The organism is Halobacillus salinus (assembly GCF_004684905.1).
GTDB classification, from domain to species: domain Bacteria; phylum Bacillota; class Bacilli; order Bacillales; family Halobacillaceae; genus Halobacillus; species Halobacillus salinus.
The window spans coordinates 341,170-363,414 of record NZ_SRJC01000003.1; the positions used below are offsets into that span (position 1 = coordinate 341,170).

The 22,245-nt window shown below is 44.0% G+C and carries 23 protein-coding genes and 1 riboswitch; of the genes, 11 read left to right on the forward strand and 12 right to left on the reverse strand.

What is annotated here, in order from left to right; genetic code table 11:
* Position 1: 1 nt before the first annotated feature.
* The 3 genes from E4663_RS14120 to E4663_RS14130 are packed head-to-tail and all read left to right on the forward strand — an operon-like array spanning position 2 to position 3,851.
* The gene (locus E4663_RS14120; protein ID WP_135328092.1) at positions 2 to 1,237 is read left to right on the forward strand and encodes a glycosyltransferase family 2 protein; all 1,236 of its coding nucleotides are present in this window, start codon (positions 2 to 4) and stop codon (positions 1,235 to 1,237) included.
* On the forward strand, positions 1,234 to 2,211 hold the full coding sequence (locus tag E4663_RS14125; protein ID WP_135328093.1) for a hypothetical protein: 978 nt from the start codon (positions 1,234 to 1,236) through the stop codon (positions 2,209 to 2,211). The genes E4663_RS14120 and E4663_RS14125 overlap by 4 nt, the downstream gene beginning before the upstream one ends.
* The gene (locus E4663_RS14130; protein WP_158290502.1) at positions 2,211 to 3,851 is read left to right on the forward strand and encodes a polysaccharide deacetylase family protein; all 1,641 of its coding nucleotides are present in this window, start codon (positions 2,211 to 2,213) and stop codon (positions 3,849 to 3,851) included. Before E4663_RS14125 ends, E4663_RS14130 begins: the two co-directional genes overlap by 1 nt.
* A 154-nt stretch (positions 3,852 to 4,005) precedes the next feature.
* On the opposite strand, the gene rpoN is transcribed toward E4663_RS14130, so the two are convergent.
* Together rpoN and E4663_RS14140 are read right to left on the reverse strand one after the other, a co-directional pair.
* Positions 4,006 to 5,241, reverse strand: coding sequence for an RNA polymerase factor sigma-54 (rpoN, locus tag E4663_RS14135; protein WP_135328095.1), 1,236 nt, complete (start codon positions 5,239 to 5,241; stop codon positions 4,006 to 4,008).
* Positions 5,238 to 7,244 (reverse strand): sigma-54 interaction domain-containing protein, encoded by a 2,007-nt coding sequence (locus E4663_RS14140; protein WP_135328096.1) that lies wholly within the window; start codon positions 7,242 to 7,244, stop codon positions 5,238 to 5,240. Before E4663_RS14140 ends, rpoN begins: the two co-directional genes overlap by 4 nt.
* A 147-nt stretch (positions 7,245 to 7,391) precedes the next feature.
* On the opposite strand from E4663_RS14140, the gene yfcC reads away from it, so the two are divergent.
* From yfcC to E4663_RS14160, 4 genes are all read left to right on the forward strand, one after another.
* Complete coding sequence (yfcC, locus tag E4663_RS14145; RefSeq protein ID WP_135328097.1) at positions 7,392 to 8,885, forward strand: putative basic amino acid antiporter YfcC; 1,494 nt, start codon at positions 7,392 to 7,394, stop codon at positions 8,883 to 8,885.
* 15 nt (positions 8,886 to 8,900) lie between these two features.
* Positions 8,901 to 10,064, forward strand: a complete 1,164-nt coding sequence (gene iadA / locus E4663_RS14150) for a beta-aspartyl-peptidase (protein ID WP_135328098.1) — start codon at positions 8,901 to 8,903, stop codon at positions 10,062 to 10,064.
* A gap of 127 nt (positions 10,065 to 10,191) precedes the next feature.
* Positions 10,192 to 10,647 carry a VanZ family protein gene (locus E4663_RS14155; protein WP_135328099.1) on the forward strand — a complete coding sequence of 152 codons (456 nt, stop codon included), beginning with the start codon at positions 10,192 to 10,194 and terminating at the stop codon, positions 10,645 to 10,647.
* A 78-nt stretch (positions 10,648 to 10,725) separates the two neighbouring features.
* Positions 10,726 to 11,190 carry a hypothetical protein gene (locus E4663_RS14160; protein ID WP_135328100.1) on the forward strand — a complete coding sequence of 155 codons (465 nt, stop codon included), beginning with the start codon at positions 10,726 to 10,728 and terminating at the stop codon, positions 11,188 to 11,190.
* A gap of 36 nt (positions 11,191 to 11,226) precedes the next feature.
* On the opposite strand, the gene E4663_RS14165 is transcribed toward E4663_RS14160, so the two are convergent.
* The gene (locus tag E4663_RS14165; RefSeq protein ID WP_135328101.1) at positions 11,227 to 12,294 is read right to left on the reverse strand and encodes an acyltransferase; all 1,068 of its coding nucleotides are present in this window, start codon (positions 12,292 to 12,294) and stop codon (positions 11,227 to 11,229) included.
* A 73-nt stretch (positions 12,295 to 12,367) separates the two neighbouring features.
* Positions 12,368 to 13,348: a winged helix-turn-helix domain-containing protein gene (locus E4663_RS14170; protein ID WP_135328102.1), complete on the reverse strand. Its 981-nt coding sequence runs from the start codon at positions 13,346 to 13,348 to the stop codon at positions 12,368 to 12,370.
* Between the two features lie 335 nt (positions 13,349 to 13,683).
* On the opposite strand from E4663_RS14170, the gene E4663_RS14175 reads away from it, so the two are divergent.
* A complete protein-coding gene (locus tag E4663_RS14175; RefSeq protein ID WP_241657209.1) occupies positions 13,684 to 13,932 on the forward strand; it encodes a hypothetical protein in 249 nt (82 codons plus the stop codon).
* Positions 13,933 to 14,098: 166 nt separating this feature from the next.
* On the opposite strand, the gene sda is transcribed toward E4663_RS14175, so the two are convergent.
* Both sda and E4663_RS14185 read right to left on the reverse strand, forming a co-directional pair.
* Positions 14,099 to 14,263, reverse strand: coding sequence for a sporulation histidine kinase inhibitor Sda (gene sda / locus E4663_RS14180; RefSeq protein ID WP_135328103.1), 165 nt, complete (start codon positions 14,261 to 14,263; stop codon positions 14,099 to 14,101).
* A gap of 270 nt (positions 14,264 to 14,533) precedes the next feature.
* A complete protein-coding gene (locus E4663_RS14185) occupies positions 14,534 to 15,679 on the reverse strand; it encodes a hypothetical protein (RefSeq protein WP_135328104.1) in 1,146 nt (381 codons plus the stop codon).
* Between the two features lie 376 nt (positions 15,680 to 16,055).
* Between E4663_RS14185 and E4663_RS14190 the strand changes: the two genes are divergently transcribed.
* Both E4663_RS14190 and E4663_RS14195 read left to right on the forward strand, forming a co-directional pair.
* Positions 16,056 to 16,325, forward strand: a complete 270-nt coding sequence (locus E4663_RS14190) for a hypothetical protein (RefSeq protein WP_079478063.1) — start codon at positions 16,056 to 16,058, stop codon at positions 16,323 to 16,325.
* Between the two features lie 390 nt (positions 16,326 to 16,715).
* Positions 16,716 to 16,934 carry a hypothetical protein gene (locus tag E4663_RS14195; protein WP_135328106.1) on the forward strand — a complete coding sequence of 73 codons (219 nt, stop codon included), beginning with the start codon at positions 16,716 to 16,718 and terminating at the stop codon, positions 16,932 to 16,934.
* 105 nt (positions 16,935 to 17,039) lie between these two features.
* On the opposite strand, the gene E4663_RS14200 is transcribed toward E4663_RS14195, so the two are convergent.
* Positions 17,040 to 18,080 carry a lactonase family protein gene (locus E4663_RS14200; RefSeq protein WP_135328107.1) on the reverse strand — a complete coding sequence of 347 codons (1,041 nt, stop codon included), beginning with the start codon at positions 18,078 to 18,080 and terminating at the stop codon, positions 17,040 to 17,042.
* A gap of 228 nt (positions 18,081 to 18,308) precedes the next feature.
* Positions 18,309 to 18,412: riboswitch (purine riboswitch) on the forward strand.
* 145 nt (positions 18,413 to 18,557) lie between these two features.
* Between E4663_RS14200 and E4663_RS14205 the strand changes: the two genes are divergently transcribed.
* Positions 18,558 to 19,427, forward strand: a complete 870-nt coding sequence (locus E4663_RS14205; protein WP_135328108.1) for a 5'-methylthioadenosine/S-adenosylhomocysteine nucleosidase — start codon at positions 18,558 to 18,560, stop codon at positions 19,425 to 19,427.
* Positions 19,428 to 19,499: 72 nt separating this feature from the next.
* Here E4663_RS14205 and E4663_RS14210 read toward each other — a convergent pair whose 3' ends face one another.
* From E4663_RS14210 to E4663_RS14230, 5 genes are all read right to left on the reverse strand, one after another.
* Positions 19,500 to 19,715, reverse strand: coding sequence for a hypothetical protein (locus tag E4663_RS14210; protein WP_079478058.1), 216 nt, complete (start codon positions 19,713 to 19,715; stop codon positions 19,500 to 19,502).
* A 204-nt stretch (positions 19,716 to 19,919) separates the two neighbouring features.
* Positions 19,920 to 20,117, reverse strand: coding sequence for a cold-shock protein (locus E4663_RS14215; RefSeq protein ID WP_079478057.1), 198 nt, complete (start codon positions 20,115 to 20,117; stop codon positions 19,920 to 19,922).
* Positions 20,118 to 20,417: 300 nt separating this feature from the next.
* Positions 20,418 to 20,705 carry a hypothetical protein gene (locus E4663_RS14220; RefSeq protein ID WP_135328109.1) on the reverse strand — a complete coding sequence of 96 codons (288 nt, stop codon included), beginning with the start codon at positions 20,703 to 20,705 and terminating at the stop codon, positions 20,418 to 20,420.
* Between the two features lie 755 nt (positions 20,706 to 21,460).
* Positions 21,461 to 21,748, reverse strand: a complete 288-nt coding sequence (locus E4663_RS14225) for an acyltransferase family protein (RefSeq protein ID WP_158290503.1) — start codon at positions 21,746 to 21,748, stop codon at positions 21,461 to 21,463.
* A 298-nt stretch (positions 21,749 to 22,046) separates the two neighbouring features.
* Positions 22,047 to 22,244 (reverse strand): cold-shock protein, encoded by a 198-nt coding sequence (locus E4663_RS14230; RefSeq protein ID WP_079478057.1) that lies wholly within the window; start codon positions 22,242 to 22,244, stop codon positions 22,047 to 22,049.
* Position 22,245: the final 1 nt, after the last annotated feature.

Sequence of the window (22,245 nt, forward strand, 5' to 3'; positions counted from 1 at the left end):
TTTGACGATCTTACTCTATGTATCTGCCTCACTCTTTTGGTTCCTGCTTTTATTTTATTCCATCGTTACGATTGCAGGCGTGAAGCAGCGTACGAATATACCAGAAAAAGCACAAATTGACCATTATCCGAGCGTTGCGGTTCTCATTCCCGCTTTTAACGAAGACGTCGTAATCGGAGCTACGCTGAGAGCGATGCAGCGATTAGACTATCCAGGACAACTTGATATTTACGTACTGGACGATCGGTCGACAGATAATACCGCTTCCGTTGTCCAACGCTTTTCCCACGTCTTCTCTTCCATCCATCATATTCTGGTTCCAGATGGGGAACCGAAGGGTAAATCACGCGTCTTGAACTATGGACTACATATATCAGACTCTGATTACTTCGTGGTCTATGATGCAGACAACCAACCGGAACCCGATGCCGTGCGACGATTAATGGAACGTGCTTTACAAACAGAGAATGCGGCTGGAGCCGTCGGGTATGTGAAGACTATCAACATGAGCCGAAACATCTTGACCCGAATGATTGGTCTTGAGTTCCAAGTATTTCAGCTGTTGATGCAAAGCGGAAGATGGGGTCTTTTCAAATTAGGATCTCTTGCCGGTACAAACATGCTGTTGAAGCGAGAGGTCATCGATGAGGTAGGGGGGTATGATGAACAGGCACTCGCGGAGGATGCAGAACTTTCTGTCCGCATTACTTCCGCAGGGTACCTTCTGCCTGTAGAGCCTGCTTCCCGGACATGGGAACAAGAGCCAGAAAGAATCAAAACATTCATCAAACAACGAACCCGGTGGTTGTCAGGGAACCTCTATATAATGGAAAAATCGCTCCATCAATCGGATCATTGGAGCGGTCGTACTTTTTTCTTAAGCTTGCAACACGTGCTTACCTACTTCGTATTCATCGTCCTTTTGCTTCTTTCGGATTTCTTTTTCGTCACCGGCGTTCTCGGTTACTCTCTTCCAACAGCCGATATACCTCTCATGTTGATCTGGTTTATGAGCTATATCGTGTACGTTTCTCACTTTTTCAGTGCGCTTGTTGTGGACGAGAATGTCTCCATTAAGAATGTGCTGTTCGTTTTACTCATGTATTTCACCTACGCCCAGATCTTCCTGGTCCTTCTGATGAGGAGTACCTTTGTCTATATCTTGGGCAGAATCACTGACCGTCATCAAACCTGGGACAAGACGAAACGTTTCAAGAATCAAGGGGAAGAAGGATGAAAAGGATCGCTTTGCTTCTGATCATCCTTTGTATAGGAGGAGTGATCGTCATCATGCTGTTCGATGGCCAAACCGATGTGAAGAAAATAATAAAAGAGCGATATACAAATCAACAAGGGCTCATACACGCCTACCCGGATCAGACGAATTCTGAATACTTGTCGGAGAGTATCGGGTTGTATATGGAATACCTGGTGAACACGAAACAAGAAGATGCCTTCGAGAAACAGGTCGATCATTTGAAGGCATCTTTTATCAAGGACGGAACTTACATCAAATGGCGGTTGAAAGACGGCGAAACGACTAATGCAATCATAGACGATGTACGAATCATCGCTTCTTTGAAAAAGGCTGCGGAAATCTTCGATCAGCAAGCATATAGAAAACTCGCTGTTAAGCTGACACAATCGATATCTCAGACACAAACCAGAAACGGCTACTATGTCGATTACTATGATTGGAGTTTCGAAGACCCAGGTGACCAAATCACGCTAAGCTATATCACCCCCGCATTCTGCGACATACTGCCGGATTCCGAAAAAACAGAGAGGCTACTGTCCTCTCTCGATGAGGGAACCGTATTTTTCCCGGAATCTTTCAATGTCACGACCGAAGCCTACAATAAAAATGCCGAAGTCCATATGGTAGACCAATTGCTGATTGCACTGAACCGAGAGAACCAAGGACTCCCCTCGCCTGCTTTTCGCCAATGGCTGACAGACCAGTGGAATCAAGGGACAATTTATGGCCGCTATGACCGTAAGAGATTGGAACCGACCGCTTCTCATGAATCCGTCGCCGTCTATGCGTTAGCAGCTTTTTATTATCAACAAATCGGAGAACAAGATCGAGCTGAGGACATCATCACCTACAGTGAAACGTTGTATAGAGAGATGAGAGATGAGGAACTCCACTTCTTCGATTTCATTCACTACCACCTTTCCAATGAATACATCAAAAGGAGGAATCCATGATGAGAAAACGATGCTGTATCGCCTTTATCTGTGTACTTATCTTCACGATCTGCCCGATTCCTCTACAGGCGGATGAGGCAGACCCGGAAGTTCTGCTTCTCTATTCTATCGATAAGGAGCAGCAAATGAAGGAGGTGCACCGCCTTGACTTGTTGACCGGGCATTTCACGAACGACATCTCCCTCTATTCTGTAGAAGACTTCCTTCAAAGCAGCGAGGAAATAGATACCTTTGACCGCGTCCTCTACTTGAGACGAGCAAAAGGTGAACCGGAACAGGAGACCATAGAATTGTTGAATCGCTACGAAGGACCGACTTACTTCATCGGAAAGGCGATGGAAGCCTTTAAAGCAGGAGAATCTTTAGAGTGCATCGAGGAGATAATCTTCGACACAATAGATGACGGAGAGGACTCCATTACTCTCCAATCAGAAAAAGTCGTTGATTATTATGAAATACCTCCGTCCACCAATGTCATGTATAGCACTCACAATGGCGCTGTTCCACTAATATTTCAACAGGACACAGACTTCTTCGCCCCTATTTCAGAAATAGACGAGCAATTGGGCGCCTATATCGGGGAGACGTTGTTTTCTTTTTTCAATCAAAAGAAGGGTGAAGCGAAGATTTCCCTTCGACTAGAAGACATACATCCTATGTACGATCCGACCAAATTAAAAGAGGTAGGAGATTACTTACGCAAAAAAGAAATTCCTTATATGATTACCGTCATCCCGGTCTACACCAATCCTAAAACTGGAGAAGAACTTCATTTAGAAGATGCCCCGAGGCTCGTCCGCGTACTTCGGAAGATGCAGGAGCAAGGGGCAAGCATCGTTCTCCACGGATACAAGCACCAATACCGGAAAACAGTGACCGGGGAGGGATTCGAATATTGGGATGTCCAGAACGACCGTCCACTCTATCAAAAACCGAATGAAGCAAGGCTCGGTCCCGATGACTTCGCCACTCAAGAGGAATATGATGACTATGTAGCACAAGGCCACGCCTTTGAACGGAACTATATTGAAAACACAATTTCGAACGGGGTCAACGAACTAGTGGAACAAGGACTCTATCCCCTAGCCTTCGAAGCACCCCACTATGCGATGTCATTGAGCGGATATGAGGTTTTGTCCGACTATTTCTCGACCTATGTAGGACAAGTCCAAACCTCGAACAACACCCATATTTCCGCGTTTTCACCTTCTTACCGAAGTGAAGCGGCAATGTTAGATGGCATGACGTTAATTCCGGAAACGCTCGGTTATGTCAGAGAAGGGGATAAAAAAGCTTCCAAAAAAATCTCAAAAAACTACCAATACTTCTCCCGCTTCTCAGACAGTATTTCCGGTATGTTCTTCCACCCTTATTTGGGTGTGGATCGATTGGAGAAGGTAGTAAATGAACTTGAGAAAGACCACTTCCTCACCTGGTTCAATTTGAAGGATGAGTACAACAAGGTGGAGATTAATGAGTTTGTCATCGAGTCAAATGCTGGTGAAATCGTGACGAATAAAGAGGAAGATGAGGTCCTTACTTCGAAGGTTTGGTGGGGGATTGTGCCTTTACTAGTAGGAGGAATCATATTCTTTACCCAAAGCAGTAAGAAACCGCAAGATTTGGATCAAGCACAATGATCGTATAATTATCCTAATGATTAGAAAAGGAGGTTCTATACTTATTAGACGATAGAACCTCCTTCTTGTTTTCATCAAAAAAGAATAAGAATGATTGACTATATCTAAATCAATCACTGACACGGTTGCCATTTTATTCTAGCAAGGAGATTATTTATGCTCTAGACGTGTTAACATTTCCCTTCTTCCTCCCCCTCGAAGAAGGCATCCCAACCCTATCCCTATACTTAGCCACCGTCCTTCTCGAAATCCTTACACCCTCCTCCTTCAACCGATCACTCAAAGCTTGATCCGACAGAGGCTCTCCCTTTTCTTCCTCCTCGATCCACCGCTTAATTCTCTCTTGAATAGACACATCCGAGACAGTCGTTCCATCCGCCTTCAAAATCCCTTGTGCAAAGAAGCGCTTTAACGGAATTAGACCGAATGGAGTCTGAGCCGTCTTCCCCTTCACCGTTCGACTTACCGTGGATTCATGCACTCCGATTTGCTCGGCTGCCTCTTTATAAGTCAGCGGTTTAAGGTAAGCTCCCCCTTCATCAAGAAAAGGTTGTTGATACTCAACCAGGAAAGCCACCAGTTCAGATAGCGTCTGTTCCCGCTGCGCTACTCCTCGCTGCAACACTCGGAATTGACGCTCGCAGGCTTTCAAGAAGTCCTGTCCTTCCTGACTATCCCAGCCATCATAGTGACTGGAGCGCTTCAGCCCTATTTTTTGGACGGCAAACGACCAGCCTGCTTCGCCTTTGGTCAACACAACATCAGGCGTTGAGTACTCCGGAGTACGTACCGTCAGTCCATAGCTTGGAAAAGGACGGAACCCGGTCAGCTTCTTCCTTGCTTGCTGTAACCTTTCCTTCGGCACATCAATCGGAATCTCATCCCACTTTTCCTCTACAAGACTCTCCAGATGGTTTTGGATCAGCTCTTGTAAAAGCGAATCTCCGTCTGCTTCCTGATAGAAGAATTCCTCAAGACTAAGCGCCCCTAGCCCCCTAGGTTCCAAAGTCCGTAATAGCCCTCTTGCCTGACGTACTAACTCCATGTCTTTATCCAAAGATAAGGCTACTTCCTCTTCTCTCTCTGGCAGTAAACCACGCTCATTAAGTAAATCAACCAGGTAAAGGATAATGCCCACTACCTCTTCGTTCACATTCAGAGTACGAACTTGCTCCTTAGCTGACTCACGCCAATCCTTCTGCGGACTCGGAACGTCAAACGCCCCGCTATCCTGACTAGACAATTTCGGAAACTCAAAGAGAGGATTCTCAAGTGCTTGTTCTTGGACGTATTCAATCAATTCATCAATCGGATACTTCAACAGTTGAATCGCCTGACTCAATTCCTGGGTCATCGAGAGGTTTGTCGTCTGATTCTGCCTAAGCTTCACGGTCGACCGTTCCTTTCTATATAATGCATCCCGGATTTCGTCAGCTCTGTTCCGGTTTTTCCGCGCTTCACTTGAACGAGCCCCTGCCCCTCTAATTCCTTGATGACTTTTCTCGTTTGCTGCTCGGTCATCGGGTAGTCACTATGCTGACTTCGTTCGCTGATCAGTTTCCGACTGGCTCTGTTCACTTCCCTATGCAAGTCGTATATGAGTGTCAAAATAACCCGCTGCTTCTCTTCCTCCGGTAAGGTAGACGGCTCCTTTTTCTTAAACAACGGCTGGCCTGCCAAATCTTCAGGAGTCAGCCAATCCTCCTCTGATACGGTAATCAAGTAGGAGACGACATTCCGGAGTTCTCTCACATTCCCTGTCCACGAATGCGTCTTGAGCTGTTCCATGAGCTTCGGGCTCATTTTCCGAGTCGTTTGATCCGTTTCTTTCAAGAAATGATGGATCAACACTTCCAAATCGTCCATCCGTTCTCTGAGCGGCGGAATATGCAAGAAAAGGACACTTAACCGGTGATAGAGATCTTCTCTGAAGTCCCCGGACTGTATCAATTCCCGTATCGGTTTATTCGTTGCGGCGATGATCCGCACATCCACATTAATATTTTTCGTTCCGCCGATCTTCCGCACTTCCATTTCCTGAACAACTCTGAGCAAGCGCGCTTGGAGCTTCAAGCTGATATCGCCAATCTCATCAAGAAAAAGCGTGCCGCCATCCGCCTGTTCGAACAGCCCTTTCTTTCCACCTTTTTTTGCCCCTGTAAATGATCCCTCTTCATACCCGAACAGTTCACTCTCGAGCAAGTCCTCCGGCAAGGCACTACAGTTCACTGCAAGAAAAGGTTCGTGCTTACGCTTCGAATGATTGTGGACGGCGCTTGCGAATAGTTCTTTACCTGTACCATTTTCCCCTTCTATAAGGAGAGGAAGTTCTGCTTTGGCTAATTTGGAAGCAAGCCTCTTCGCCTCCTCAATTTGAAAGCTTTCACCAACGATGTCACGAAAATGGTGTTTCGCGATATAGCCCGTTTCCCGAAGCTTACGACGCGCAGCTTTTTCCATCGATATCGTTTCATCCGTATCTTTGAAAATGATCAAAACATCGTCTGTCCTATCCCACTGGAACCGGTACACCATCAAGGAATAAGAGTGGACGGAAAACAACTTCGCTTCTTCGCTGGAAGATTGCAAGAAACGGACTAACTGCGGATCGGAGAACACTTCGCCTAGCGTCTTTCCGACAACAAAAGAGGTGCTCATTCCTGTGTACGTCTCCATAAAAGGGTTGAAGACAGTCACTTTTCCGGAAGCATCCACGGCCATAACCCCTTCGTTCACGCCGTCGACAATCTGTTTCAGATGTCTGTTCAAGGAAGCGGTCTGGCGATTCACTTCCGCGAGCTTCTGACTCAGTTCAATGATTCTGCTTGTGTACTTCTTAGAAATGATTCCTCCTAGCCTTCCCTTCAATTGAAAATGGTCAAGGATTTCAAATAACGTACTGATATCAATCAGCCGCACCCCGATATCGACGACTTCCGATACGAAAGAAGGTACGATCGCGACTTCCCCCGGTGTGATCGCCGTAGACACTGCTTCGCTGATTCTCGCACCGGGATAGTAGCTACGATAAGATAAGTGATCCATTCCGCTTTTTATCAAGGTGTCGATCGTTTCTTCTGCCATTTGAACCGTATCATTGACGCAAAGGACTTCGGTTCCTTTAGGAAGATCAAATAGACGGTCGATTTTCTCATAGTTCATCGTTCGCTCTGCGGTTATCGTCTTTCGTTCACCAGTAACTATGTGGGACGCTTCCAGCTCAATCAATTTGGAAGAATAAATAATCAAGCCTTCCTCAAGACGCGGCGGCAGATGTTCATCCACAGCGTAGCTCAAGATCTCTATGTACTCACCCAGCAGCTCATTCAACTGGTTGTGAAGAGCCTGCCTCGTCTTCTCTGTACCTGCGATTAAAATCACTTGATTGTTCATCGTGTCATCCTTTTAATTGTTTATTGGGTTTATTATATCAACCAATGACAACCAAAAGAAAACAAAACACCAGAAAATTCAGATATTTTTTATTGGCACGATTCTTGCATCTATTAAGGGTAAGAACACTAATAGGAGGAATTTTTAATGGAAGACAAGAAAAAACCGCGGTTCGAAATGCCGCACACATACGTCATCATCTTTTTTGTCGTTTTGTTAGCAGCCGTACTTACTTACCTCATCCCTGCTGGATCCTTTGATACGAAGGACGTCACGTACGAACAAGGAGGAGCAGAAGAAACACGAACCGTCCTTATTCCGGAAAGCTACACCAACCAAAGTGAAGCTACGGAAGGGACAAGCTTGTTCGAGCCTGGAGGAGGTGCCGGCTTCCTTAACTATGTATTCGAAGGGCTCGTTTCCGGAAGCAAGTGGGGATCTGCGGTCGGAGTCATCGCATTCATCCTCATCATCGGAGGAGCGTTCGGAATCATCATGAGAACGCGAGCCGTAGAAGAAGGTATATTAGCCGTCATCGATAGAACAAAAGGAAAAGAAGCGCTGATCATCCCGATCATGTTCTTCCTCTTCTCCTTGGGTGGCGCCGTTTTCGGTATGGGAGAAGAAGCGATCGCTTTTGCGATGATTCTCGTGCCTCTAGTTGTAGCACTCGGATATGACGCCGTTACAGGAGTCATGATCACTTATGTCGCGACCCAGATTGGATTCGGAACCTCTTGGATGAATCCGTTCGGCGTTGCTATCGCACAAGGTGTCTCCGACGTTCCCGTACTCTCCGGTACACCTTTCCGAATCGTGATGTGGTTCGTCTTTACCGCAGTCGGTACGTATTTCACTTGGAGATATGCACAGAAAATCAGAAAACATCCGGAGAAGTCTTATTCCTACGAATCGGACGCCTATTTTAGAGACGACTTTAAACACAATGATCTAGAAGTGAACTTCCGTACAGGTCATATTCTCGTAATTTTGACAGTAGTGGCAGGTGTCGCTTGGATCATCTGGGGAGTCATTCAGCACGCTTATTATATCCCGGAAATCGCCAGTCAGTTCTTCACCATCGGTCTCGTATCCGGAATCATCGGCGTCATTTTCAAACTGAACCAGATGAAAGTCAACGATATTGCAGAAGGATTCGCTCAAGGTGCCAAAGACTTACTGCCAGCAGCACTTGTCGTAGGAATGGCACAAGGAATCGTCATCATCTTAGGCGGCGACGATCCATCTTCTCCATCTGTACTTAACACCATCCTTCACGCTGGAGGTCAGTTGCTCAACGGAGTACCGGAGGTCATTTCTGCTTGGCTGATGTTCCTCTTCCAGTCCATCTTCAACTTTTTCGTTGTCTCTGGTTCTGGGCAGGCAGCCTTGACGATGCCGTTGATGGCACCACTTGCCGATATCGCAGGTGTCACACGACAAACAGCCGTACTTGCCTTTCAGCTCGGGGACGGCTTGACCAACATCATCGTCCCGACGTCCGCTGCACTTATGGGAAGCCTTGGCGCTGCACGCGTCGACTGGGGTACTTGGTTCCGCTTCATCATCAAGTTCCAGCTCGTCCTATTCGCCCTTGCCTCGGTGTTCGTCATCCTTGCTGTCTTCATTAACTTTAGCTAATTGGAGGAATCATCTATGGTTACACTCATACAAAACGTAGAAGTCTATGCCCCAGAACACTTAGGAAAAAAAGACCTGCTCATTGCGGATAAACGGATCGCCAAAATAGCGGACAATATCGAGCCTGCCGAATGGATGGACACGGTAGATGCCAAAGGGAAAATTCTCATTCCAGGCTTGATCGACGGCCACGTCCATATCACAGGCGGAGGTGGAGAAGGAGGTTTCCGCTCCCGCACACCGGAACTCATGCTTACCGATGCTACCATGAGCGGTGTGACGACTCTCGTCGGCGTCATCGGAACCGACGGGACCACCCGAACGATGACGAACCTGCTCGCAAAAGCCAAAGCCCTAAACGAAGAAGGTGTGACTTGCTATATCCATACAGGTTCTTATCAGATCCCTGTCCGCACACTTACAGATAAAATTGAAGACGACCTGATGCTGATCGACTTGATTATCGGAACTGGCGAAATCGCCATCGCCGACCACCGCTCCTCTCAGCCTACTGTCGTTGAGCTTGCTAAACTTGCCTCACAGTCCAGAATCGGCGGAATGCTGTCAGGGAAAAATGGGGTCGTCAATATCCACGTCGGAGATGGACCCGACCGGCTGCACTTAATAGAAGAAGTGGTCGCCACGACGAACATCCCGATCACCCAATTCTACCCGACTCACATCAACCGCAACAGTCAGCTCTTCGAAGACGGGATTGAATACGCGAAGAATGGGGGCTATGTAGACTTCACTACAAGTACCATCCCTAAGTTTTTAGAAGACGGAGAAGTGAAAGCTCCGCTTGCTGTGAAAAAAATGCTAGACGCCGGTGTTCCGGTCGAACAGATGACAATGACATCAGATGCCCAAGGTAGTCTACCAGAATTTGATGAGCAGGGGCGCTACGCGGGAATGAAGGTCGGCCGGGTACGGTCGCTTTACGAAGCTTTTATTGAAGCCGTTCAAGACCATCAGGTACCTTTAGAAAAAGCACTCCAAACCGTTACGGAGAACCCAGCGTCTATCCTAGGGCTACCTCAAAAGGGAAGAATCGAAGAAGGCAAAGATGCAGACTTTGTGCTGCTGAACCCTGAATCCCTTGAAATTGACTCCGTCTATGCAATGGGAAGAAAAATGGTGGACGATGGGGTTGCTATAGTTTGCGGAACATTTGAATAGTCGTTGTGGCATCATATGCCATAGCAAAGAGCCAGATTACTTCACGTAATCTGGCTTTTTTAGTATTCCATGGTATCCCCCTATCCGTTTAGGAAAAAAATGATTTGGCGACACTGGAAACGAGGTGATGAACATGGAAATAGATTATCAACTTCTACTAGGAACAGACAAACAAACCCATTTACTAAGCTACGGCATGCTTTCCTTCACTTTAGGCATCATGGTCCTCCTTTTGTCTGACCGACAACTTGTGAAAACTAGATTACGATATACCTGGATGACGATCGTCACGCTAGGAATTCTAGAAGAATATCGGCAGTACTTCGTTCCTGATCGGAGCGCAGAGTTTCTCGACGCCATGGCGAATATCATCGGCGTTACTCTCGGGATTTTAGTTTCCTTATTCATTTTTCATATCGTGTATAACACGAATAGATTCCTTTCTAAAAGTATTGCCATCTACTTGTTGGTGCTGACCCCTATGTTAATCGGGTTGCTGGTCATCAACGAACGACCTTTTATCGCATTCGACCAACCCATTCAAGACCAGTTCCATAACTTGTTCGCTTCCATCGGTTTGTGACTGTCCATCACTTAACATGAAACTTTTTCCATTACTGTGTCGTATATTCAGTGAATACATAGAAAAGGGGAAAGTATCATGAAGAAACTAGCAATCACTCTATTCGCACTCTTGGCCTTTATGACAGCTTGTAGTCAAAGCGAGACGAACGAAACATCAGCAAAACAAACACCTACAACCGAAGAGACAGATATGGAAAAAGAGGATACTGCCGATGAGCCGACACAAAGCTCTGTAGATGAAGCAGAGGAAGAATTAGACACAGCAACTACTCCTGAACCAGTTGAAGACACACCCCAAGCGGAAGAAGAGTCGAAAACTATTGCAAACGGCCAAGAAGCCATCGACTACTTAGCAAAAGAACTAGACAAATCCGACAACGAAGACATCGTATTCGATGACCTCGGAGGTACAACCGAAACCGACCGGCAAGGAACCTACTACACTATCCAACTATCCTCTAAATCCCTTCAGGAAGACGGAGGATCAGGTACAGTCGGCGTGTACAAAGTCTATGAAAATGGCGACTATGTGATGAAATAAAAAAAGCTCTGAGCTATTGCTCAGAGCTTTTCCTAGTTATACCGGCTTCTTCGGTTTCGGAATCGGTACAATGAACGTCGACATCGGCATTAATGAGATCAACTTCATCACACCCGTACAGATAGCGACAGCTAATACATACGCTGCAACCAACCCACCAGCGTTCGTGAACCACCCCGGAACGACTTCTAGTATCAAGTCAAGAATCAGAGGGTGCAATAGGTAAATACCCATCGAATAGTCCCCGATGACCCGAAACGGCTTGTACACCGCATCACTCTTCAGAACATACTTTGACACAAGAATAAGAAACAGCACCCATAGAGGAATGTAGAGTAGGTTTTGCACACGGGCTGACCCGAGCACTACGTCAGGGCTGATTTCGTAATAAATAGCTGCCCACACAGCAATGGTAACCCCGACGACCAGCCACTGATACTTTTTCACGAACTGGACAACCTCCTCCCAGTAGTATGCAAGCACAGACCCGAATAAGAAATACGATATCCAATTCAAGAAGAAGGTCAGATCGGTGATGATATACGTGAACTTGCCGAACACCGGTGTAAGATCCGGATACATATCACCAAGCCAATAATAATTGATCGGCAGACTTACAATAAACAGAGCCAGCACCAACTCCCGCTTCCGGATCAGCTGCAACAGCGGAAAGACGATATAAAACTGAATGATAGCGGCTATGAACCACAGGTGCGTTTTTGCATCACCGAGCACGATATAATCAAATGTCTGTTTTGCATTTCGGAAGATCAATCCTTCGTGGAAATACTTGATGAACAACAGGTAAACGAGCGACCAGATGATATAGGGAGAAACGATTTTCACAGCCCTAGATGTCACGAACCGCTTCAAAGAAAAACCCCGCTTGATGACCGAACTCGTCAGCAGAAAAGCACTCACGACCGCAAACACCGGTGTCCCGAGTCGCGAGAACTGGTTCATGAGCATCGCCGTGTCACCTGTGAATCCTTCTCCTGTATAGTTCCTGGCTGTCGTATGTACCATCACGACCATCAGGCAGGCGATTGCCCGGACAAAAGGTATTTCATCATAGAACATCTTCCGGTTAATATGTGAATCCATTCAACAAACTCCTTAAGCAGTAGTACTAGGTAGTCAACCTACCAACACGGTTTTGTTGATAAGCATAGAGACATCAATCAAACGAAAACATGTACCCTTCCCCACGGACCGTCTGAATCAATTTAGGGTGAGAAGGGTCGTCTTCGATTTTTTTACGTAGATTGCTGAGGTGCACCATCACAGTCCTTGTGTCACCGAAACTGTCCGTACCCCAAATCGATTCGAACAACGTCTGTACCGTGACAGGCTCCCCTGGTGAACGTACGAGTTTCAACAAGATCAAGAACTCTTTCGACGACAGATGGATTTGCTGCTCACCTTTGTACACCGTCTGATGCTCCATATCCACCCGCATATCACCGAAGATAAGGTCGTTTTGCATGCCGTTCTCACTCAAGTTCCGCATATACACCTGCGTGCACGACTTACCATGGAAAAAGACAGGACTCGGCGCGACGAATACGTGAATGTCCTTCGTCGGTAGCTTCAACTTAATCGTCGTAGGTTCCATGCCGCGATATTGATTGCTGACGCGGACCCGCTCTTCCATTTCTGTATGGTGGTCCTTATGTATGTATTCAAAAACGTTCCGGTGGAGAATTTCTTCTGCACCCATTTCCAATAAATCGAGACAAGCCGTATTAGCAAATAAAATGGTTCCTTGGTGGTGGATGATGACCGGATCAGCCGTTTCCTCAAGCCCTTGCTGCACTAGTTGGTCCTTTTCCCCTTCTACATACAGCATCCAACCCAAGCGATCGCCTAGTTCTACACTTTCACAAGATAGTACAGCAAGCGATTCTACTCCCTCGCTCGTTACGTATTTCACTTTCTTTCTCAAACATTTCTCTGCAGAATCAAAAAGCTCCTCAGACTTAACTAAGAACAGCTTAGTCAAACTCTGTCCGGCAAGCTCTTTGCTCGTATAGCCAAATACCATTTCGGAGGCTAGATTGATCTTGATGATTGTTCCGTCCTCTTCTAAGAGAAGCACCGGATCCTTGCTCCACTCCCATAGTTTCTGAAATAAATGCTTGTATGAAGTCAGCGTCATTGCTTCTCCTCCTCTTCTTCCCGAGCTTACTTGTAAACGATTAATGAAGATTTACTCTTCCGTTCCTTTCATATTATCAAACATTTCCTATTTAAAGTGTATTTTTCATAAGTTTCTCGAATTGGAAGCGTTTTGATATAACAACAGAAAATAATTTGGAGAGATTTATTATGAACTATTTATTTAGTGATACGAAATGATACAAAAATAGAACCCCAAGCATTTTTTTCTTTTTTTTACTGTAAATTTGTACACTTAACTATTGTAATTGTTCAGAATATTTCATAAAATCATTCGTAATACAATTTATAAGGGAGAGAGATGACATGTCTAACATGAGTACATTATATAACGTCTGCCCTGTATGTCACGGTTCTGGAAAATATGAAGAGTATGATGATAGCAAAGCAAATATGATTGTCGATCACTACGAGCGTCTGAACTACGCTCAAGGAAACACAGCTTGGGAAATGGCAGTCGAAGAAACAAAGTTTGAAAAAGAGTGTGGCAAATGCCATGGAAATGGTAGTGTGTTGAATGCGGAAGGTCAGAAGATGTACCAGGAGTTGAAGAAACACGCGTAAAGCAGCCACGGCATCGTGACTCTGTCTTTATCTATCAATCATTAACAAAAGGTGACTCACTGATGAGTCACCTTTTGTCATTAGAAGAGACGATCGGGTAAGAATGGAGGATAGGTATTGAAGTCAGATTACTAGCACAGTTTGACTTGAGTGTTCTAAGAAAGGATTAATTTTGTTCATTTCGAGAATATAAGCCTCTATTTCGTAATTCCCTCTTAATGATTTCGATAAAGTTCATATCTAACCCTAATTTCATAGCCTGACTGTAGGTATCTAACAGCGTTTGATCAGAAAGGTTCTCAAGACTGACACTTTCCTGCTCTCTAATCATTACGGCCGCCTCCCAAAGCTTTTGGACAGAATTCGCGAACCAACTTCGCTCATCGAAATCCCTTCTTTCTCGAATTTGGTATATATCTAATTATAATCCAATCAATTCAATCCACAACTCTCCTATTCTAAAAATAAATTTAATATAAAGAATCATTAAATTAGAAGGATAAAGCTGCAATTCTTCCTCTAGTAAACCGTGTTTATCGATTATAAAAAAGGGACGGTTCCGCTGCTTAACCAAACAGCAGAACCGTCCCCAACATAAAAATCACTGATAATTAATAATCGCCGGATTCGGATCCAACTTCAACACATCCGCCGGACTCATTACAGGCTGATCCTTATCATAGAAAATCTTGAACCCGCCATACTGAACAGCGTCATTTCGTACAAACTTACGGTACAACGACATCTTCGTCGCAGCATCACCGTAGCCATCGAAGTTCAAGGCAACCTCGACATTTTCCGTAGGCTTGATCGCTTGCTTGTTCGTTACCGCCTTATCAGTAAACTGGTGGACAAGAACAATCTTATCCGGAAGGTTCTCTTCCTCTACTAGATTGTCTACATACTCCACCGCTTCCTGAATATCCGCTCCGTTGACGCTTCCAAGATTGATTCCTGGAGTCTCTCCTTCTGAAACGTGGAATTCCGTATCAATCGCCACGTGAACGTACGGAAGCTTCAACCATTTCTCAAGCGACTTCACCTGGTTTAGCGGCGTATCGCGGCCAAGCTGCACGTCTAGCATAATGAGCGCGTCATGCTTCTTCGCAAGCTCCACGTATTTATCGATGTCTTCTTCTGACGTTCTATGAAAATAGAGCCCCTCCGGTCCCGGGTCACGCTGAGCAACGGTCGAGATCAATTCGATCATCGGTACCGCTGGATGGGACGGATCAGCATCGGAATAAGCTTGCGTCTGTTCTTTCAGCTTAGCCATCAGCGCTTCTGGCTCCATCTCACCGAGAATTCCCATCTGTGTCGACTGAGGGTGGCCATAGTAAGCGACTAGACGATAGTTCTTCAAAAGACCATCTGACTTGTCCTCATTCCCTTCAATCAACGTCTCGCCAACGGGAGTATTTCGCGTCCGATTTTCGCCGTGAGCCTCCACGACAGGCATCTTCTCAAGCTCTTCTTTCGTCATCGTTTCCTCTAACGGCTTCGCATCTTCAGAAGGCATCAGCGGTTCGAAAGGCTGTTCCGGCTCTTCCTCTTCTTCCTTTTCTTTGTCCGCTTCCTTCTCTTCAGTAGATTCGCCGTCTTCACTCTCCGCTTTCTCATTCTTACCTTCATCCTGCTGCTCGGATTTCTCCTCATCCGCCTGGTCCGTTGACGCGGCAGTATCAGAGCATGCAGCCAAGGTAAACAACACTACACTGGTCAATACCAATAACCAAAGTTTCTTCATGATGTACACACTTCCTTATGTAAATTTAATGATCCATAGATTAAGAGACGTCTATGATTTTAACATATTGTGGTAGTTTGCGAGAGTAATTCCTGCAAAATGAGTCGTATTAGGTAGATACCCAAGAGCGCCACGTACTTTATTCCTCTCCCCGCACACACCAGAACCGCCTCTTATGTAAACCCCCGATCAAATCTAGCTTATTGACCTAACGTGAGAACCGTCCCTGAATTAAATGCCCAATCTAGACGGCCAAACACCAGAACCGTCCCCAACAAAAATTCAGTACAAACATTCTACAGATTATTGTTATAATATTCTGACTATATGGATAGACTAAGAGTAAAGAATCCTACAGAAGAAAGCGGTGGTATCGATGCAAATCAAAGCGAAATGTAAAAAGAGCATCCTTAGCCAAAAGCCCTTGAGATTGAACGACGCCAAAGACGAAGAATCCATGAAGAAGCTTCTGGACGAGCCCCATCACTGTTATTTTACAAAAGGCGAATACTACACGTTCACGATTGGTCCTCATGTTTGGGAAAGCGTCAATAACTTCGAGGATTGGCACTTGTTCAATGTCGTCACGAATTTCGATTTGGTAGCCGATCATTTTGAATTGAAGACCCTTTCCAAAATGTCTTAATTATACTTAGCAAAAGTACACCGACTCTATGACTAAACACTTGGTTCGTCAATTAAAATCACAATATCACTAAAAAACGCTCAGAACTGTTCAGCTCTGAGCGTTTTTTAGTGATAATTATGTTTCAACATGTCTTTATAAAAGCAAAAGGAATGCTATCAATATCCAAAAAGGTAAACACATTAACAAACCATTTATTATACCAATTGCTGCAAAATCCTCAGAGAGTTCATTTGATTCATACATGAGTAAACCTCCCATAGTTTATTTTGTCTCTGTATTCCCTTTTCTGATGTAATTATTCAGAACGTTACCATTCAATGTCCTACAAAACGTTCCCACACTCCATTCACACTGCCCTAGCTCCAACGGAAAATAGGCGAGTTGCTAGTGACAACCACTTATACCACGGATCATCTCACCCCTCGTGTAAGAGTCATCGAATGGTACAAACTGATTTGGATAACTTACCACAAAATCATAAAATTCAGCCAACACTGTGTCACTTATGGAGTTATCGCAGCTTCTAATTCGATGAAAGCCAAATTGTTGAGCAACGAACTACTAAGTGTCGTATTGGTAGATGAAGTATATGCTTCTTTCAAATAATGAAAAAAGTAGAGGGTGCAACCAATTCCGGTTGCACCCTCTATCACATATAACAAAAAGGAACGGTTCTGCCTGACCAAACAGGAGAACCGTCCCCACCATAAATCAAAGGAATTTCACACAAACAGGCTCTGGAACATGGACATCCGACTGAACAAGAGACAGCTTCCCTGTCGCTTTATCCCGTTCAAATAACGTCATCGTGTTCGACTTCTGGTTCGTCGCAATCAGGAAGTCCTCCGATGGATCCATAACAAAGTCACGTGGCCAGTTTCCTTCTGTAGACGTCCACTCTACAAACGTCAATTGTCCTGAAGCCTGATCCACTTGATAGATAGCAATCGAATTGTGCCCACGGTTACCCGCATACACAAATTGACCATCCGAAGAAATATGGATAGCACTTCCATCGTTCGTTTCTGTGAAGGTCTCTGGAATAGTTTTGATCGCTTGCTGTTGTATAAAGCTTCCGTCCTTCTCATCGTAATGAAGGACAAGAACTTCTGAGCTCAATTCTGTCATCACATACGCATACTTCTCGTTTGGATGGAACGTAATATGACGCGGCCCGCTACCAGGAGCTGTCTTGAGCACTTGTACTTCCGTCAGCTCACCCTCTTCCGCGGCGTAAGTAATTACACGGTCACTGCCAAGGTCGATGGCGATAACGTACTTCTCATCCGGCGTGAACCCTGCATAGTGCATATGTGGCTTCTCTTGTCGCTCATGAGGGCCAGTCCCTTCGTGTTCGATGACAGAGGTAGGTGAATTCAACGATCCATCTTCGTTCGTACGGTAAGAAACGATGTTCTTCGTATGGTAATTCGCCGTTACCACCGTATTCTTGTCCTTATCAACACTGACATGACACGGAGGCGAACCTGCAGCAGTCTCTACATTCAATTTCGTTAAAGATCCTGTTCCCTCTTCAATAGAAAAAGAAGTAACGCCACCGTTCTCTCCTTCTTTCGATACTGCATATAAGTTATAGCTATCCTCACTCACCGTTACATACGTCGGGTTGCCTAATTCCGCAGCCAGTTTCACATCGCTTAGCGTTTTCTGGTCTGTATCGAGCGTGAACTGGTAAACGCCTTTACTGTCTTGTTTCGTATAGGTTCCAACATATCCAATATACTTCGTCATTTGAATGCTCCTTTAATCGATCAGATTGTTGTTGCTGCAAAACATGCTTGGTCCATTATCTCATAATCTACTGCGCTCTTCACCTGAGAAGAAAAAGCTTCCAATACATTCAAACGGGAGAACCGTCCACAACACAAATCCAAAAAACGAACAATAAAACAACAGTAAACAAAAAACATTCGCTTTTACCCTTGCCCACTTCAATACCGTGTGCTATAGTAATCCCCGTACCCAATTACATATCGTACTCGTATATTTTCAGTAATAAGGTCTGAGCGTCTCTACCTGGTTCCCATTGAAAGAACTAGACTACGAGTTGAAGCTGTACACACGTGCATCTATTTTCACTATACCGCTAGATGAGCTTTGACCATTCGTAGTCTAAAAGGTAGAACATCTGCTTTTTAGACTTTTTTATTACTCCAAACAACGATGTACCTCTACGTAAGGGAATACCACATCAAAGGAGCACATCACATGAAGAACATCCGCACTATTTCATTCGTACTCATCTTAGGTCTATGCTTAGCAGCACTTGTCGGTTGCCAAGAATCCACTCAGACCGAAGCAAAAGCAGAAGAAAACCCTCAACAACCAATCATCATCCAAGGACCAATGCCGATCGAGGCAGAGAACTTTGCAGCCAAACTTGAAAACGTAGAAGAAGAAAAATCAGGGAATTTCCTATTTTATAAAGGGGAAGTCAACGATTACCCAGTTATTGTGATGAAGACAGGAAAAGGGATGGAAAACACAGCAGCCGCTACGGCCATCGCTATTGAGAAATTCGATCCTGCCGCTATCATCAACCAAGGTACATCCGGCGGTCACGATCCAGACCTAAACGTCTATGACATCGTTTTAGGAAAAAGAACGGTCAATATCGGTTCTTTGAAAACGACTCACCTTGAAGACGGGGAAGGCATCGCTCCTAAAGAATGGATTCCGATGGACCTGATGGCTTCTGAAGGAAGTGCCGGCGAAGATAAGGATGCAGAAAACATCCGCTACTTCGAAGGCGACGAAGCGTTACTAGAAGCTGCGAACGCTGTAAAAGGCACGCACGAAGAAGGAAAAATCGTCGAAGGCACCATCGGATCGGCTGACGTATGGAACAACGAAGTCGATCGCATTCAATGGTTCCACGAGAACTTCGGTACTTCAGTAGAAGAAATGGAAGGCGCAGCGGGCGCACAAATCGCGAAAGCCTATGAGGTTCCTTATCTCGGCATCCGTACACTTTCGAACAACAAAACGAACAGTGGCGAATACAACCCTGACACTGCAGCAGCCAACCAAGAGTATGTCTACGAAGTCGTGAAACAGTATATTTCTACACAAAAATAAATCAAAAGAAGCGCAGCTCCTAATGAGGCTGCGCTTTACTATTGATAAAACTAGTGAAATCAGGAAGCCTTCTTAAGACTTCTGGTCCCAACCATATAAGTAAGCTACCATTTCATCAAAATCTTCATCAGAGGAGCATTCAACCTGCAGATCAATAAACGTCATGACGACCTCTTGATCCTCGAACGGAAAATGGCTGCTATCTACGTTGCTGATGATGTCCCGATTGGAAAGCCCCTTTGCCCGTAATGCATCAACTGCTTCTTTCATTGAAGATACTTCTGCCATGTTTATGCCTCCTTGATTCGCTGTATGTTCCTCACCTATTATTTTCCCTCTCTACACCATAAGATGACTTCATTAGGCAGGAACGAGTGGTAAAAAAATATAGAGGGGATATTATTGAAATACTACATCTACACAAGCATTTCCTGCTTATAAGCGCATAAAAAAGAGACTTCCAAGTTGGAAGTCCCTCTTTCAAGCAAATGCTTATTTTTGAACGTTAGCCGCTTGTGGGCCACGGTCGCCTTCAACGATTTCGAAAGAAACAGTTTCATTTTCTTCTAGAGTTTTGAAACCTTCACCTTGAATAGCAGAGAAATGAACGAATACATCGTCTTGACCTTCTACTTCAATAAATCCGAAACCTTTTTCTGCGTTGAACCATTTAACGTTACCTTGTAACATAATGTTACCTCCTGCGTGGACTGGATCCACATGTGTATTACTATTATTGCTCTAGAAATTCAAGGGAAAGTTGCTAAACTTTTTTCTTTTATTCATTAACGAACAAGAATAATTAATTCTCACTATACTCCCATTCCTTGCCCATGTCAACTAGTCACTCAATATTTATTCAATTACCCAGAAAATTCATATCAAAAAAGACAGCCCCTTATTTTGTAAGAAGCTTAATTAAAAACTATGTAAATTTGAATAAGGACGGTTCTGTTGCTCAATCAAACAGCAGAACCGTCCCACCAGAAATCAAAAGAAGGTCCCAAATGGACTATATCTGAATTGCTCAATTATATTCTCCATTGCGCTCATGCCAACCAAGACATAGATAATTGCCATACTTACATTCGTAATCACGAGACCGTAGAAGACATCAAGTCCCTTATCGTCATTCTTCAAGTCATGAATTAGAAAGACTAGTGCAACAGTAGATACACCGAACAGAAGCAAGCCTGCTATCATGAATAAGAAACTCAGTACATTCAAGGGTAATATAGAGAATATTATCGCTACTAATATCAAAACAGCAGGAACCACACTCAGTCCACCAAACTTTTACACAACAGACAAATAAGATACATTTGCTCTCATCAATTTAGAAGCACTAAATACGACAAAAGAAAATACAGCTATGAACAATAATAAATAATGGCCTATGTTTTCTCTCCATGTTAAATAAACACGTTTCTCCTGCGAAAAATTCCCATTAGATCCCTTTTAGTTGTTGTAACTGATCCTTCACCTATATTCTTGTTTTTCAAGACGAACAAGAACAAACTTACCGTTAGGAAAATTGTTGACACATAATAATCTACTGCTTCTATTTCTCCGCCCCAATAAACTCTTGCAATTACTCTTTCACACAGTTGTGTTAATCAAAAAATAAAAAATAACACCACTAAAAAGTACGATTTTATTTTATGAATTTTTTGCTTGATCCAATCATAGTTAATCGCTACATAACTACCTAGTGTAGTGTAAAACAGACCAAAGAAAACAGCATCTCTTGTTTTAAGTTATAATTAAAGAATTCTAAATTAATGATTCCTGAGTATGTTTGTCCGAACAAACCAATTAGGTTTAGAAAAAAACTTATAAAGAGCAATAAATTCATTCTATTGAATTTCATAAAGAAATATATTATCAGAATACACCAAATAAGAGCTAATAAATACCAAAGATGATAGGATGCTGGTCCACCTGCACCACCATAAAGAAAGAATTGAAAACTTTCTTTCAATTCAATAAAAGAACCTAAGTAACTCACTACTTCTTGTTTTATATCTAATCCTTTAACAGTAGCCTTTAACATTCTTACTAACAAGCCATAAACTACGTAAAAAATATTTATTGAAATAATCACCAGTGTTATTTGAAGTTAATATCTTCTGACCAAATAGGAAACCAGAAACAACAAAGAAGAAAGGTACTCCAAATCTTGCAAAAGTCTTAATAAGCAAATTCAGGTAGTGACCTTCAACACCTAAAATATTCACTCCACTAAAAGGTGATGTGTGAATGCAAACAACAAAGAAAATTGCCCAAAATTTAAAGTAGTCTATTGCATAATTCCTTTCCAAAAAAACCCCCCAAACCTTCAAATTGATAAAAAAATATTTTGTTAGTATCCTGAATTATTTTCACAGTTTACGATCACAACTGTAGACGGAATTACACCTATGTTTTCGACTAGACTTTAAAGGGATTGAAACTTTCAAAGTTATACCCTCAAAGTCTATACCCCGTAACTATATTAACACTTTCGATAATTTAAGGACACCTCTATACATCACTAAAGGGAATCTTTTCCCGTTTTAAGACTGTGCTCATGCAAAAAATGGGGACTTCCAATTGGAAGTCCCCATTTCAAGCAAAAGCTTATTTTTGAACGTTAGCCGCTTGTGGGCCACGGTCGCCTTCAACGATTTCGAAAGAAACAGTTTCATTTTCTTCTAGAGTTTTGAAACCTTCACCTTGAATAGCAGAGAAATGAACGAATACATCGTCTTGACCTTCTACTTCAATAAATCCGAAACCTTTTTCTGCGTTGAACCATTTAACGTTACCTTGTAACATA